The following is a 14529-nucleotide window of genomic DNA, read 5'->3' as shown; positions in this document are numbered from 1 at the left end:
CCCGGGGTGTCAGGACTCCAACGCCTCGATGGCGGCCTCGGCCAGCTCGAGGACGTCGTCCGCGTCGATACCTTCCACCTCGATCGAGCCACCGGTGACGTAGAGGTTCTCCGCATGGAACTGGAACATGTTCACCGTGCCTTCGTCGAAGTGCATGACGTAGCCGTCGACGCCGGCCACGGTCACCTCGCGTGCGTCGTCGAGCTCACCGAGGTCGGTGCCGAACAACTCACCGGAGAAACTCACCTCGATGGTGGCGATGCTGTTGTTCGAGGCCCGCCACTCACAGGTCAAGACGTCCAGCCCCTCGACCGGCCCAACCTCGACGTGCTCGAACCCGCCAGCGATGTCACCGCCCGCGGCCACCACCTCGTCCGGGCAAGTTTCGGGTACCCGGGGCGGGGGTGCTTCGTTCTCGCCAGGAACGGTTTCGTCGTCGGCGCCATTGCGGCCGCCGACGTCGTCGCCGTCGTCTCCGCCCTGGTCATCTCCGTCCTGGCCATCTCCGCCCTGGTCATCTCCGTCCTGGTCGCCGTCGGGAGGGCCGCCATCGGTGTGACCGTCGGTCGGACTAGCGTCGCCGGGCGAGCCGCGCTCATCGGAGTCGCCGTCGGGTTCGGGGTGATTCTCCGTCGTCGCTGCCGATTCCGGATCGGCGGCCCGGCTGGCGTCGTCGTCGCTGCCGCAGGCTCCTATGACCAGGGTGAGCGGCACGACGGCCAGCCACCCGATACGTCGACGCGATTGGTACATGTGACCACCTTATGAGCCACCTGTTCACACAGTCGGCTGTGCCGGGGCGAACTGGGTCTGGTACAGGTCGGAGTACGTGCCACCGGCGTGGACCAGCTCCTCATGGGTGCCGCGCTCGACGATCCGGCCCCCCTCTACCACGAGGATGACGTCGGCGTCGCGGATAGTGGATAGCCGGTGGGCGATCACCAACGACGTCCGCCCGGTCAAGGCGGTGCGCAAGGCGTCCTGTACCGCCACTTCCGACTCGGAGTCGAGGTGGGCGGTGGCTTCGTCGAGGACCACGACGCTCGGTGACTTCAGCAGCAGCCGAGCGATCGCCAGACGCTGCTTCTCGCCGCCGGAGAGGCGGTAGCCACGGTCGCCGACCACGGTGTCCAGGCCATCGGGCAGGCTGTCGACCAGCTCGCTGATCTGGGCCGCGTCGAGTGCCGCCCGGACGTCCGGTTCGTCGGCCTCCGGCCGGGCATACAGCAGGTTGGCCCGGATCGTGTCGTGGAACATGTGGGCGTCTTGGGTGACTACACCAACGACGTCGTGCAGAGACTCCAGCGTCACCGTACGGACGTCGTGCTCGCCGACGCTGACCCGGCCGGAGGTGGGATCGTACAGCCGCGACACGAGGTGGGTGATCGTGGTTTTGCCGGCCCCCGAAGCTCCTACGAGGGCGACCATCTGGCCGGCTTCGACGCGGAACGAGACGTCGTGCAGGACGTCGTCGTTGCTGCCGTTGCCGCCGCTGAGCCGGGCCACGGACTCCAGCGACGCCAGCGAGACGTCGTCGGGCGCCGGGTACCGGAACGACACGTGGTCGAACTCAACCGACATCGGCTCCGCCGACGCGGGCTCACCGGAGCTCCGCTCCCGAGCACCGCCGGCGACCAGCGGCCGGGCGTCGGGTGCGTCGCGCACCAAAGGCTTGAGGTCCAACACCTCGAAGACCCGCTCGAAGCTCACCAGGGCGGTCATGATGTCCACCTGCACGTTGGATAAGGCGGTGAGCGGGCCATAGAGGCGGGTGAGCAGGGCCGCCAGCGCCACCAGCGTGCCGACCTGGAGGGCGCCGTCGATGGCGAGCCAGCCACCGATCCCGTACACCACGGCGGTGGCGAACGACGCGAGGAAGGTCAGGCCGATGAAGAAATACCGCGCGTAGAGCGCCTGCAACACGCCGATGTCACGGACCCGCGCGGCGGCTTGCTCGAAGGTGTCGTTCTCCGTCTGGTAGCGGCCGAAGATCTTGACCAGCAGCGCCCCGGAGACGTTGAACCGTTCGGTCATCGTCTGGCTCATACCAGCGTTCAGCTGCATCGACTCTCGCGAGATGTCGGCGAGCCGGCGGCCGATGTACCGCGCCGGCAGCAGAAACACCGGAACCAACACCAGCACGACGAGGGTGATCTGCCAGGAGAGCACGAGCATCGCGCCGAGCGCCAGCACCAGCGTGACGATGTTGCTCACCACCTGCGACAACGTGCCGGTGAATGCTTGCTGAGCGCCGACGACGTCGGAGTTGAGCCGCGACACCAATGAGCCGGTCTGAGTCCGGGTGAAGAAGGCGATGGGCTGCCGCTGGACGTGGTCGAACACCTGGCGGCGTAGGTCGTAGATCAGCCCTTCGCCGACCCGGGCGGACATCCACCGGCCGATCAGGTTGAGTCCGGCGTCGAGCACCGCCAACCCGGCGACGATCAACGCACTCCACACGACGACGTCGCGCCGGCCCGGTACCACGCCGTTGTCGATGAGCACCTTCAGCAGTAGTGGCACCGCGGCCGCGCTGGCCGCCGAGGCGACGGTGGTCACCAAGAAAATGGTGATCTGTCGTCGGTAGGGCCGAGCGTAGGCGAGGATCCGTTTCGTCGTGCCGCGCGCCAGCTTACGCTCGACGACACTTCGATCTCGGGAGAACGACCGTGAGGCCGTCCATGCCCCGCCCATGGGGCCACCACCCATTACCACCGGTCATAACCTCCTCAGCGCCCAACGTGCCAGCTGAACAACACGCTGGCGAGCAGCTTTCTTCCGCTTCCGGACACGTTGTCCTCGAGGAGCTGGCGCAGCCTGCCCCTGACCGTCCAGCGCCGTCATCACACATGGAGCACGGCGCTGGACCGGTCAGCAGGCAGGCTGCGGCCAGCTCCTCGAGATGATCACCTGTCCGGACGGCGCCTAGAGATTCAGGAATCGGTGCCAACCGGTCGATCTTGGACCTCTTCGGTCGCAACCATCCCTTGGCTTTCCGGGACGGTCCCGAAAAGTCCGAGATCGCGATTCAATCGCGCGGACCTTCTACGGCGTGTGCGTCAAGACTTCTTGCGAGCCTTGCCGCGAGTTGCGCCACCGCGTCCACGTAGCTCTACTCCCGATTCGGAAAGTAGCCGGTGGACGAAGCCATAGGAGCGCCCTGTCTGCGAGGCAAGCTCGCGGATACTCCTACCGCCTTCGTACTGCTTTTTCAGGTCAGTGGCGAGCTTGTCACGCTGCCCCCCGCTGATCCGCGCGCCTTTCACCAACTTCTCGGCCACGCGTCCTCCCCGTTTTCGTTGTCCTTCATGACAGAGGACCATGATCCGTCCCATTACAGTTTTTCGCCACCCGAACGCAAGATCAATCCCACATCGTGAATAGCGTCGCAGGTCAGCGGGGGTGCGACGACGGCCCTCGGAGAGAGCCTGCGAGGGCCGGGGTGGGGGTTCAGGCCAGCGCGACGAGATCCGCGTAGTCCGGGTTCCAGAGGTCTTCGACGCCGTCCGGAAGGAGCAGAACACGTTCGGGGTTCAGCGCCTGGACCGCCCCCTCATCGTGCGTGACCAGCACGATCGCGCCTTCATAGGTGCGCAACGCACCCAGCACCTCTTCCCGCGAGGCGGGATCGAGGTTGTTGGTCGGCTCGTCCAACAGGAGGACGTTGGCGCTCGACACCACCAACGTGGCTAACGCCAGCCGGGTCTTCTCACCGCCGGAAAGGACGGACGCGGGTTTGTCGACGGACTCACCGGAGAACAGGAAAGAGCCCAATACCCTGCGGGTTTCCACATCTGGCAGGTCCGGGGCGGCCGTGCGCATGTTCTCGAGGACCGTCTGCGATGTGTCCAACGTCTCATGCTCCTGCGCGTAGTAACCCAGTCGCAAACCGTGCCCTGGCTCCACCTCACCAGTGTCGGCCTTCTCCACACCGGAGAGCAGCCGCAGCAGCGTGGTCTTGCCGGCGCCGTTGAGACCGAGGACCACCACTCGGCTCCCCCGGTCGATGGCGAGATCGACGTCGGTGAACACCTCGAGCGAGCCGTAGGACTTGGACAGCCGGCTCGCCGTCAGTGGCGTCTTGCCACACGGAGCCGGCGCGGGGAACCGCAGCTTGGCGACCTTGTCGGAGCGGCGCTGGCCTTCCAGCCCGGCCAGCATCCGCTCGGCCCGGCGATCCATGTTCTTCGCCGCCACCGCCTTGGTGGCCTTGTAACGCATCCGGTCGGCCTGCGCCTTCAACGCCGTTGCCTTCTTCTCCGCGTTGGCTCGCTCCCGGCGGCGGCGGCGCTCGTCGGTCTCGCGCTGTTCGATGTACGTCGCCCAGCCCACGTTGTAGACGTCCAGCACGGCTCGGGTGGCGTCCAGATGAAAGACCCGGTTGACCGTGGTGTCGAGCAGTGCGACGTCGTGGCTGATGACCACCAAGCCGCCCTTGTAGGCGCGCAAGAATTCGCGCAGCCACATGATGGAATCGGCGTCCAGGTGGTTGGTGGGCTCGTCCAGCAACATGGTGCCGGCGTCGGAGAACAGGATCCGGGCCAACTCGACCCGCCGCCGCTGACCACCGGAGAGAGTGCGCAGCGGTTGGCCGAGCACCCGCTCCTCGAGCCCCAGGCTGGCCGCGATGGACGCTGCTTCACTTTCGCTCGCGTAACCACCCAGCGACAGGAACTCCGCCTCTAGACGCGCGTAGCGCCGCATCCCGCGCTCGTGCTCGGCTTCCTTGTCGGAGGCGATCTGCTGCTCCGCACGGCGCATCTGGCCCACGACCACGTCGAGACCGCGGGCGCCGAGGATACGATCGCGGGCCAGCACATCGGGGTCGCCGGTGCGTGGATCCTGCGGCAGATACCCCACGCTGCCCGACTGGGTCACCGAACCGGCGAACGCCTGTCCCTCACCCGCCAGAATGCGCGTGAGCGTGGTCTTGCCGGCGCCGTTGCGGCCCACCAGTCCAACTTTGTCGCCGGGCGCGATCCGGAACGTCGCTCCGGCCAGCAGGATCTGTGAGCCGGCGCGCACCTCGACCTCATGGGCAGTGATCATGGTGGGAACGTCACTCCGAATACATCAGCATGGGCAGGGCGGCCGATCCAGTGCACGGCTATCACCGTCGACAGTATCGGCGCACCCGCAAACTCCACGATTCTACCTGCTCTCCGCGGAACACCTTCAGCATTTATCGTTCAGTGGTTGTGCCGGATCACCGGCCAGTCGATGTCCACATCGGCCGCCTTGTTGAAATAGTTGGTGAACACGTTCAACGCCACGTGCCCGACCACCTCGGCGATCTCCTGCTCCGTCAGCCCCGACGAGCGGGCCTGCCGCAGCTGCTGTTCGGTGATGTCGCCGCGGCAGCGCACCACCGCCGCGGCGAACACCAGGATCGCCTCCACCCACGGATCCGCCGAACTCCCGGTGCGGACCCGGCGTAGCTCGGCCGGGTCGAGGCCGGCGTCCCGACTGGCCGCGTAGCTATGTGCCGACAGGCAGTAGTCACACTCGTTCTCCTGCGCCACCAGCAGTGCGATCCGTTCCCGGACGTCGAGCGGCAGCACACCCCCGGCCAGGGCGGCATTGAACTCGAGGTAGGCATCAAGCACGGCCGCACTGTTGGCCATCGCCTTGGCCATGTTCGGCGTGACGCCCAGAACTCTCTGGACACCAGCCAACAGCTCGGCCGCCGGGCCGGTGGCGTCCTCCGGCTGGATCAACGGAAGTCGGGACACGATCACTACTCCTTTAGTCGAGGGTCCGCACCGGAGTTCGTTTAGTGGTTGTGACGGACCACCGGCCAGTCGATTTCCACATCGGCCGCCTTGTTGAAATAGTTGGTGAACACATTCAGCGCTACGTGAGCGATGACTTCGGCAATGTCGCCGTCGGACAGGCCGGATTCGCGGGCGGTCTTCAGGTCGGCGTCGTCGATCCCGCCGCGGGATCGCACCACCTCCGCGGCCAGTGTGAGCGCTGCCCGGGCGGTGGCGTCGGAAGCGCCTCCCTTGCGGGCCAGGTCAACTTCGGCCTGGTCGAGACCGGCCAGGTTGGTCCCGATGTAGCTGTGCGCCGACAGGCAGTAGTCGCAGCCGTTCTCCTGGGCGACGAGGATGGCGATACGCTCGCGGACCGGCGCCGGCAGTTTGCCGCCACTCAGCGCGCCGGAGAACTCGAGATAGGCCTTGAGCACGGCCGGGCTGTTGGCCATGGCCTTGGTCATGTTCGGCGTGACGCCGAGCGCTTTCTGCACACCAGCCAACAATTCGGCGGCCTTGCCGGTGGCGTTCTCCTGCTGGATCAAGGGCAAACGAGACACGGCTCGCACCTTTCGTTGAGAGGGATCGGTATCGGTGAGGCCTCGGTGGCCGGCCCATAGTCAGGTGTGATCCGTGGCCTCACGTCATCCATGGTCTGTGGCCGCGCGCCGGTGGCAGCGGGACACAACGCGCCAGCTCTGGGACTGAATCGGCCGGAGAGGACAGCAGGCGCCACCGGGGAGACCGCACACCCCTCCGAGGGACCGTGAGCGACATCACGGGGACATTTCGCGCCAAGTGAGTAAGGTGTGTAGGTGCTTGACGGTACTTTGCCGCCGTATGTGGTGCGCCTACTCATCGACACTCTTCGTCGTTTGGGAGTACCCTCCACCGAGTTCGCCCGGCTGCCCGGACTCGAACCAGACGTTCTCAAAGACGATCTGATCCGGATTCCGACCGAATCGGCTATGCGGCTGTGGGACCTCCTGGCTTACGCCGGAGATTCCCGGGTCGCGGGTGCCCTCGTCGCCGATTCCTTCCCCGCCGGGTACTTCGACTCCTGGGGTTACCTGTTGTCCACCGGCGAGAACCTGCACGAATCGTTGCAGGCGGCCCACGAGCTGTTCCCGGTTGTCACCGACCCCGGCGATGTCCTGTCCGCCGAGGAAGACGGCAGCCAGTTCGTCATCCGGTATCGCGGGCCGTACCAAGGCCAGCTGACCGACGACGTCGCGTCGCTCATCGATCAGTTCGTGCTGCGCACCCTGATGAGGCTGCTCAACGACGGACGGCCGACACCACTGACCCCCGCCCGTCTCACCTTGGCGCACCCCTCCAACGCAACCCGGGCCGAGCTGGCTGGCGTATACGGCACAGGCCGGATCGAGGTAGGCGGTGGAGAGAACACGATGACGTTGCTAGCCGACGATGTCATGGCACCACTGCCCAGGGCGGATACCCGCCTATTTCAGATCTTGCGGCGGCACACCACGATGCGCCTGGAAGCGGCCAAACACCTACCGGCATGGGAAGGCCGCCTCCAACTTGCCATCGAAAGTGCCCTCAGCCGAGGCACACCCAGCCTCGAGACGGTCGCACACTCGTTGGCGGTCAGCCCACGGACCCTCCAGCGCCAACTCCAGCAGCGCGGTACCACCTGGCGGCAGGAGCTCGACCAGGCCCGACATGCGGGCGCGGTCCGCCTGCTCCGGGACTCCCGGCTCAGTGTTCAATCCATCGCCGCGCGTCTCGAATATGCCGACGCTCGGGCGTTCCGCCGCGCCTTCCAGCGCTGGACCGGCCAGACACCCGACGAGTTCCGTCGCACCCAGGCGGCAGCTGACCGCCTCACCGAAGCCCGGTTCGCGGCCGCCTGAAGCCGGAGTTCATGACCAGGCTCCTACAGTAGAGGCGTGATCGAGGTGGACAAGGTCAACCACGCCTACGACGAGCGGCGGGTCCTGCGCGATGTTCAGGTGACGCTGACCGAACGGCGGGTGGCCGTGATCGGCGCCAACGGGTCCGGAAAGTCCACCTTCGCCCGGCTGCTCAACGGCCTCGTGGTTCCCGACGACGGCGAGGTCCGGGTGAACGGTCTGAGCACCCGGACCGACGGCGCCGCGGTGCGTCGGCAGGTCGGTTTCGTCTTCACCGACCCCGACGCCCAGATCGTGATGCCAACCGTGGCCGAAGACGTCGCGTTCAGCCTGCGACGGCGTAAGCTGAGCCGAGACGACACCGCCCGCCTGGTGGCTGAGCATCTCGACACGTTCGGCCTGGGCGGCCATGCCGATCACCCGGCGCATCTGCTCTCGGGCGGCCAGAAACAACTGCTGGCCCTGTGCTCCATCCTCGTCACCCAACCCCAGGTGCTCGTCTGCGACGAACCCACCACACTGCTGGATCTGGCCAACAGCCGCCGGATCACCGAACTCCTGGCGGGACTGTCGCAACAGATCGTGCTGGTGACACACGACCTCGACGCGGTACTCAGCTACGAGCGGGTCCTGGTGTTCGCCGACGGCACCATCGTGTACGACGGACCACCCGCCGACGCGGTGAAACAGTACCGGATGATGATCACCGGCACCTGACCGCGACCCGGCGCGGACAACCTGCGCCACTCCGACGACCTGGGCCACTCCGACGACCTGCGCCACTCCGACGACCTGCGCCACTCCGACGACCTGGGCCACTCCGACGACCTGCGCCACTCCGACGACCTGCGCGACGCCGATGATGTGGGCGCCGCCGCCCTTAACCGAGATCGACCGGATCGATCCGGACCCGCACCGGGCCGCCCGACCGGCGCGCCGACCGGACTCCAGCGGCCGCCCGGACCGCAGCCGCGAGGGCCGCACCCGCCGTCCGTGGCACCCGGATCAGCACCTGCACGGTCTCTTCGACGCCGGGGTCGTGCCCTCTGAGGGGCAGCACCGGATCCGGTCCGAGCACCTCCACCGGCTCCGGCAACTCGGCTATGGACATCAGCTCGGCGACGTCGCCGCGTTCACCACGGAGTTCGGCGACCCGCGCGGCCGGCGGGAAATGCAGCTCACCCCGCTCGGCCAGCTCTCTGACGGCGAAACCAGCGGGGTCCCAACGCACCAGCGCCTGCACCGGCCGGGCCGACGGGTCGGCAACCACCACCACCTCTCCGCCGCCGGTGCCGCTGCCGTCGCGGCCACGCACCAACGCGGCGGCATTTACCCAACGGCGTAGCGCCTCTTCACCGGAGCGCAGGCCCGGCCGGGTCAACATCGAGTCGCCGTCGAGCAGCAAAGCCGCCGCATACCCTCCGGCCGCAACCGGCTCGGCGCCGTGGGTGGCGATCACGAGGGCCGGCTCGGCACCGACGGCGTCGCGTACACCGGCCCCCACAGGCCCCTCGTCGGCCCCAGGCGCACCAGCCGGCCTCGCTGGCCCCGGCACACCGGCCGGAGCGGCCGGAGCGCTGTTGGCGCCGCCTGGCGGCGCCGTGCCGGGCTCGTCAGCCGACGGGCCGGAGCTGACCGAACTCAGCCGCCGTTCTCCCCGGGAGAGGATAACCGGAACCCCGGGGAAGGCCCGTCCTAGCTCCTCCGCGGTACGTCGCACACCAACCGCAGCCGCCCGGGGCCGGTCGTGGCCACACTGGGCGCAGCGCCAGCCGGACGCAGTCTGGCCGCACTTCTCGCACCGCGGGACACCTCCGGAGCCGTCCAGTCGGAGACCACCCCCACACGCCGGGCAGCCGGCCGCAGCCCGGCAGCGGGCGCACGCGAGCGCGGGAACGTAGCCGGCCCGCGCCACCTGCACCAGGACCGGACCGTGCTGAAGGGCGGTGCGCGCCACCCGCCAGGCCAGCGACGGCAGCCGGGCGCTCCGCGCGGCCTCGTCACGTTGCTGCTCGAATTCGTCACCGACGGTCTGCACCTGAGGGGCCCGACGACGGACGGTGGTGCGCTCCGCGGTGACCGGCTGGGCCCAGCCGGAGTCGACGAGTAGTTGCGCTTCCGCGGTGCGCATGTGCCCACCCAGCAGCACCGCCGCGCCGCCCAGATGCGCCCGCAGCACGAGGACCTCGCGCGCGTGCGGATAGGGGGCGCGTGGTTCGGCGTGAAGGTCGTCGCCGTCGTCCCAGATCGCGACCAATCCGAGGTTCGCCACTGGCGCGAACATCGCCGACCTGGTTCCGATCGCCGCCGGCGTCGAGCCGCGCAGCACACCGAGCCAGCGCCGATACCGCTCGGCCGGCCCGGGCTCGGCACCCAGCACCGCATGGTGTCCCGCACCGAGTTGTTCGGTCAGAGCGGCGTCCAGACGGGCCACGTCACGTGCGTCCGGCACAACAACGAGCGCGCCGCGGCCGGCGGACAGTGTTGTGCCCACCGCACGGGCCAGCAAGTCGGCCCAGTCGGCACCGGGCGCCGGCGTCAACACCGCCCGCGGTGGGGCCGACGCCGGCCGGGCGAGCGCGTCCAGGAACGCCGGACCGGCGTTGTGTTCCACCCAGGCGCCCGGCTCCGGCCGCGTCGGAGCCGGCTCAGCGGGCGGGCTGGGGCGTTTCTCCGTGGTGGCATGCCGGGGCGGGATAGCCAGCCGCAACACGTCGGCCACCGTGCCCGCCCAGCGGTCGGCGACCATCCTCGCCAGGCTCGCCACGTGTGCGGTGAGGACGGGTTCCGGGGACACCACCCGGCGCAGCGGCGACAACCGGCCGCTGTGATCGCTGCTGTCCGATCGGTCGAGGATGAAGCCGTCGTGGTCGGTGCCGGCGAATCTCACCCTGACTCGGGAGCCCGGGACGGCGTCGTCGGCCATCGACTCGGGTACGGCGTAGTCGAAGGGGCGGTCGAGATGGGCCAGGCCGATGTCCACGAGCACCCGCGCCACCGGACGGTGCGACGCGACCGGCTGCGCCGGCCGCACCGGCCGGCGCTTGGGCCGTGGCGTACCGGCCAGCGCCAGCTGACCGGAGTGTGCGCCGTCGCGGTCGGCCCCCTTCGGTCTCCCGCCGTCGGCGCGCCGGCCGGTGTCCCCGTCGTCGCTCACCCGTCGTTTCTACCGCACGCCCGGTACACCTGACGCGCCACTCCCCATCCCTACCCCACCCCAGCTTTCCGGGTTGTCAGGCCGTAGCGGCCTTCAGGGCGTCGGCGCGGTCGGTGCGCTCCCAGGTGAAGTCGGCCAACTCGCGGCCGAAGTGCCCGTAGGCCGCGGTCTGCCGGTAGATGGGGCGGAGAAGGTCGAGGTCGCGGATGATCGCGGCCGGTCGGAGATCGAACACCTCCCGCACCGCCCGTTCGATGGCCGGCACCGGCACCCGTTCGGTCCCGAAGCACTCGACGAAGAGCCCCACCGGGTGAGCCTTGCCGATGGCGTAGGCGACCTGGATCTCACACCGCCGGGCCAACCCCGCGGCAACAACGTTCTTGGCGACCCAGCGCACCGCGTACGCCGCCGACCGGTCGACTTTGGACGGGTCTTTGCCGCTGAACGCTCCCCCGCCGTGCCGGGCCATACCACCATAGGTATCAATGATGATCTTGCGCCCAGTGAGCCCGGCATCACCCATCGGGCCCCCCACCTCGAAGCGGCCGGTGGGGTTGACCAGCAGCCGGTAGCCGTCGAACGGCACCGACGATCCCTGGAGCACCGGTTCCACCACGTGCGTGACGAGATCGGGGGTGAGCAGGCCATCGAGATCCACCAGCGGCGCGTGCTGAGTGGAGACAACAACCGTCTCGACCCGCACCGGACGCTCACCGTCGTATTCGATGGTCACCTGGGTTTTGCCGTCCGGGCGTAGATACGGGAGCTGGCCGGACTTCCGGACTGCCGCGAGCTGCTGCGCCAACCGGTGCGCCAAGCTGATCGGCAACGGCATCAACTCCGGGGTGTCGTCGCAGGCGTAACCGAACATCAGCCCTTGGTCGCCGGCGCCTTGCTGGTCGAGCGGGTCGTCGTCGCCGTCGACCCGACGCTCGTACGCGATGTCGACCCCTCGCGCGATGTCCGGCGACTGCGCCCCGAGGGCGACGTTCACCCCACACGACGCTCCATCGAAACCTTTGGCCGACGAGTCGTAGCCGATGTCGAGAACCGCCTGGCGGACGATCCCCGGGATGTCGACGTAGGTGTTGGTGGTGACCTCTCCGGCCACGTGCACCTGCCCGGTGGTGACCATGGTTTCCACCGCCACCCGGCTGAGCGGGTCTTCGGCGATCAGCGCGTCGAGGACGGCGTCGCTGATCTGGTCACAGATCTTGTCCGGGTGACCTTCGGTCACCGATTCGGATGTGAACAGTCGGGCCACCATGTCCAGCCTCCTTACCCGTGCCGCCGATCCTACGGCTCAGCGGTCCGCCGTGCCGCCCACTACGGTGACAGCCGGGCCGTCCGCTACGGCGAAAGCCGGGCCGCGACGAGGTCCCATACGACGTGGGCCAGGGCGAGTTTAGGCCCCTGGGGTACGTCCGTGGTCGATCCGTCCCGGCCGAGAATGTGGGCTTGGTTCTCTTCGGACTCGAAGCCGCGGTCGACGCCGACCTCGTTGACCACAAGGAGGTCACAGCCCTTGGCGGCCAGCTTGGCGCGGCCGTGATCGAGGACGCCGCCCGAGGTATCGCCGGTCTCCGCGGCGAACCCAACGATCACCTGATCGGGTCGGGTGCGAGAACGCACGAGTTCGGCCAGGATGTCGGTGGTGCGTTCCAGCTCGACGACGGGGGCATCGTCGGAGCCCGCCACCTTCTTGATCTTCGTCTGGTTAACCGTCCGGGGGCGGAAGTCGGCCACCGCGGCGGCCATCACGACGACATCGGCATCGGCGGCCGCCTTCAATGCGGCATCATGCAGCTCAGCCGCCGAACCCACCCGGACGATCTCGGCCCCGGCGACGTCGTCGAGGGCGACATTGGCGGCCAGCAACGTGACCCGCGCGCCGCGGCTCACCGCCGCCTGGGCGAGTGCGTACCCCTGCCGACCGGAGGACCGGTTGCCGAGGAACCGCACCGGGTCCAGGTGTTCACGGGTTCCACCAGCGGAAATGACGACGTGCCGGTCGGCAAGATCTGGCTCGGCGACCCCCCGGTCCAGCACGTCTACCGCGGCGGCGACGATGGCCGCCGGTTCGGGAAGCCGGCCAGGGCCGGTATCCGCGCCGGTCAGCCGGCCGGAGGAGGGCTCGATGACCACGGCTCCACGCGAGCGCAACGTGTGCACGTTCGCCCGCGTGGCGGGGTGCTCCCACATCTCGGTGTGCATCGCCGGTGCGTACACGACGGGGCAGCGCGCCGTAAGCAACGTGGACGTCAACAGGTCGTCGGCCCGCCCGGTGGCAGCACGAGACAGGAGATCGGCGGTGGCCGGCACCACCAGCACGAGATCGGCGGACTGGCCCAGCGCGACGTGCGCTACCTCGTGTACGTCATCGAAGACACTCGCACTGACCGGCTGGCCCGACAGCGCCGCCCAGGTAGGTGCACCAACGAAACGCAGCGCCGACTCGGTGGGCACGACCCGGACCTGATAGCCGCTCTCTTTGAGCCGGCGCAGCACCTCGCAGGCCTTGTAAGCCGCGATACCACCGCTGACGCCGAGGACCACCCGCCGAGCCGTGCCGGGGGCGGTGTTGGTCCGCCCTCCGGCCGCAGCGGTCATTCCTGCTCTGGCTCGGCACTGGCCGCGAAGTCTGCCGCGGTGACCCCGGCTACCGCCGACTCGGGGGTAGCCGTCTCCGCGGCGAGCTCGGCCGGGTCGATCTCTTCTGAGGTCAACAGGCCGGCCTCGATCTCACGGAGTGCGATCGACAGCGGCTTCTCCTGCACTCGGGTCTCGACGAGCGGGCCGACATACTCCAACAACCCTTCACCGAGCTGCGAGTAGTAAGCATTGATCTGACGAGCCCGCTTGGCAGCGTAGATAACGAGGCCGTACTTGGAATCGGTCTTGGACAGGAGTTCGTCGATGGGCGGATGGGTGATGCCCTCTGCGACACCTTTGGATCCAGACACGCTAATGCCTCCGGGCATGACTAGGGGAAGAACCTAACAATGCTACCAGCTCGCGGCACACGTTGCCGACGTCGGTGTTCACGACAGTCGCATCGAACTCGGCCTCCGCGGCCAGCTCCTCACGTGCCGTGGCCAGGCGCCGCTCGCGCTCTTCCGCGCTCTCGGTGCCGCGACCCACCAGCCGCCGGACCAATTCGTCCCAACTCGGCGGAGCCAGGAAGACGAAGTACGCCTCTGGCATGGTATGCCGTACTTGCCGAGCACCTTGAAGGTCGACCTCGATGAGCACCGGCCGGCCGGCAGCGAGCGCCTCCTCCACCGCCGCACGCGGCGTGCCATACCGGGCACGCCGGTGAACAACGGCCCACTCGAGGAACTCACCGGCGTCGATCTTGCGATCGAACGTCTCGTCGTCGACGAAATAGTACGGCGAGCCGTCCACCTCACCCCGCCGGATCGGCCGGGTGGTGACGGTGGGCGCAATCGCCAGCTCCGGATACTCGGCCCGCAGCCGCCGCATCACGGTGGTTTTGCCGACAGCCGACGGCCCGGAGAGCACTACCACTCTACGGGCCGGGTCCGGAACATCGGAGCCCATGCCTGAACCCTTGCTGGGCTCGTTGGCCCGCGTGTCTCGGCCGGCCGTGTTGTCGTTGGTCACCGCACAACTCCAGTGCGATTCCTTCCTGTACCCGGCCGGATCCGCGGCGGAGATGATGCCCTGATCCAGGCAGGGTTCAGGCACGGGCTCTCAGGCGTGTGGGGCGAGGCCCCGC

Annotated in this window: 14 protein-coding genes; 3 read left to right on the top strand and 11 right to left on the bottom strand. The window is 68.3% G+C overall.

All coding sequences use genetic code 11. From position 1 onward, the window contains the following. Window positions 1-9: 9 nt before the first annotated feature. From G8760_RS18405 to G8760_RS18380, 6 genes are all read right to left on the bottom strand, one after another. A complete protein-coding gene (locus G8760_RS18405; protein WP_166353877.1) occupies window positions 10-753 on the bottom strand; it encodes a hypothetical protein in 744 nt (247 codons plus the stop codon). A 24-nt stretch (window positions 754-777) separates the two neighbouring features. Then, on the bottom strand, window positions 778-2694 hold the full coding sequence (locus G8760_RS18400) for an ABC transporter transmembrane domain-containing protein (protein ID WP_166353875.1): 1917 nt from the start codon (window positions 2692-2694) through the stop codon (window positions 778-780). A 365-nt stretch (window positions 2695-3059) separates the two neighbouring features. Then, window positions 3060-3281: a helix-turn-helix domain-containing protein gene (locus tag G8760_RS18395; protein ID WP_166353873.1), complete on the bottom strand. Its 222-nt coding sequence runs from the start codon at window positions 3279-3281 to the stop codon at window positions 3060-3062. Between the two features lie 169 nt (window positions 3282-3450). Then, a complete protein-coding gene (locus G8760_RS18390; protein ID WP_166353871.1) occupies window positions 3451-5049 on the bottom strand; it encodes an ABC-F family ATP-binding cassette domain-containing protein in 1599 nt (532 codons plus the stop codon). Between the two features lie 140 nt (window positions 5050-5189). Beyond that, a complete protein-coding gene (locus tag G8760_RS18385; protein ID WP_166353869.1) occupies window positions 5190-5732 on the bottom strand; it encodes a carboxymuconolactone decarboxylase family protein in 543 nt (180 codons plus the stop codon). Window positions 5733-5773: 41 nt separating this feature from the next. Continuing rightward, window positions 5774-6301, bottom strand: a complete 528-nt coding sequence (locus G8760_RS18380; protein ID WP_207782486.1) for a carboxymuconolactone decarboxylase family protein — start codon at window positions 6299-6301, stop codon at window positions 5774-5776. A gap of 270 nt (window positions 6302-6571) precedes the next feature. On the opposite strand from G8760_RS18380, the gene G8760_RS18375 reads away from it, so the two are divergent. Together G8760_RS18375 and G8760_RS18370 are read left to right on the top strand one after the other, a co-directional pair. After that, window positions 6572-7633, top strand: coding sequence for an AraC family transcriptional regulator (locus G8760_RS18375; protein ID WP_166353868.1), 1062 nt, complete (start codon window positions 6572-6574; stop codon window positions 7631-7633). A gap of 36 nt (window positions 7634-7669) precedes the next feature. Continuing rightward, window positions 7670-8350 (top strand): energy-coupling factor ABC transporter ATP-binding protein, encoded by a 681-nt coding sequence (locus tag G8760_RS18370; RefSeq protein ID WP_166353867.1) that lies wholly within the window; start codon window positions 7670-7672, stop codon window positions 8348-8350. A gap of 163 nt (window positions 8351-8513) precedes the next feature. Here the strand turns inward: G8760_RS18370 and G8760_RS18365 are convergent, their stop codons facing one another. The 5 genes from G8760_RS18365 to gmk form a co-directional block, all read right to left on the bottom strand. Continuing rightward, window positions 8514-10790 carry a primosomal protein N' gene (locus tag G8760_RS18365; protein WP_207782485.1) on the bottom strand — a complete coding sequence of 759 codons (2277 nt, stop codon included), beginning with the start codon at window positions 10788-10790 and terminating at the stop codon, window positions 8514-8516. A gap of 76 nt (window positions 10791-10866) precedes the next feature. Further along, a complete protein-coding gene (gene metK / locus G8760_RS18360) occupies window positions 10867-12057 on the bottom strand; it encodes a methionine adenosyltransferase (protein ID WP_166353866.1) in 1191 nt (396 codons plus the stop codon). Between the two features lie 83 nt (window positions 12058-12140). Continuing rightward, complete coding sequence (gene coaBC, locus G8760_RS18355) at window positions 12141-13400, bottom strand: bifunctional phosphopantothenoylcysteine decarboxylase/phosphopantothenate--cysteine ligase CoaBC (protein WP_166353865.1); 1260 nt, start codon at window positions 13398-13400, stop codon at window positions 12141-12143. Beyond that, window positions 13397-13753: a DNA-directed RNA polymerase subunit omega gene (gene rpoZ / locus G8760_RS30320; protein ID WP_425502356.1), complete on the bottom strand. Its 357-nt coding sequence runs from the start codon at window positions 13751-13753 to the stop codon at window positions 13397-13399. Before rpoZ ends, coaBC begins: the two co-directional genes overlap by 4 nt. 1 nt (window position 13754) lies before the next feature. Further along, entirely contained in the window at window positions 13755-14351 is a 597-nt protein-coding gene (gene gmk / locus G8760_RS18345) for a guanylate kinase (RefSeq protein WP_166354157.1), read from the bottom strand. Here gmk and G8760_RS30610 point away from each other — a divergent pair. Next, entirely contained in the window at window positions 14350-14478 is a 129-nt protein-coding gene (locus G8760_RS30610; protein WP_281355168.1) for a hypothetical protein, read from the top strand. The genes gmk and G8760_RS30610 overlap by 2 nt on opposite strands. Window positions 14479-14529: the final 51 nt, after the last annotated feature.

The organism is Phytoactinopolyspora limicola, assembly GCF_011320225.1.
GTDB classification, from domain to species: domain Bacteria; phylum Actinomycetota; class Actinomycetes; order Jiangellales; family Jiangellaceae; genus Phytoactinopolyspora; species Phytoactinopolyspora limicola.
Note: the sequence above shows the minus strand (reverse complement) of the source record. Positions and strands in the feature narration are given on the sequence as shown.

Coding starts and splice junctions, on each gene's coding strand:
- G8760_RS18405 (WP_166353877.1), bottom strand. CDS start 753: ATGTACCAATCGCGTCGACGTATCGGGTGGCTGGCCGTCGTGCCGCTC.
- G8760_RS18400 (WP_166353875.1), bottom strand. CDS start 2,694: ATGGGCGGGGCATGGACGGCCTCACGGTCGTTCTCCCGAGATCGAAGT.
- G8760_RS18390 (WP_166353871.1), bottom strand. CDS start 5,049: ATGATCACTGCCCATGAGGTCGAGGTGCGCGCCGGCTCACAGATCCTG.
- metK (WP_166353866.1), bottom strand. CDS start 12,057: ATGGTGGCCCGACTGTTCACATCCGAATCGGTGACCGAAGGTCACCCG.
- coaBC (WP_166353865.1), bottom strand. CDS start 13,400: ATGACCGCTGCGGCCGGAGGGCGGACCAACACCGCCCCCGGCACGGCT.
- G8760_RS30610 (WP_281355168.1), top strand. CDS start 14,350: ATGCCTGAACCCTTGCTGGGCTCGTTGGCCCGCGTGTCTCGGCCGGCC.
- gmk (WP_166354157.1), bottom strand. CDS start 14,351: ATGGGCTCCGATGTTCCGGACCCGGCCCGTAGAGTGGTAGTGCTCTCC.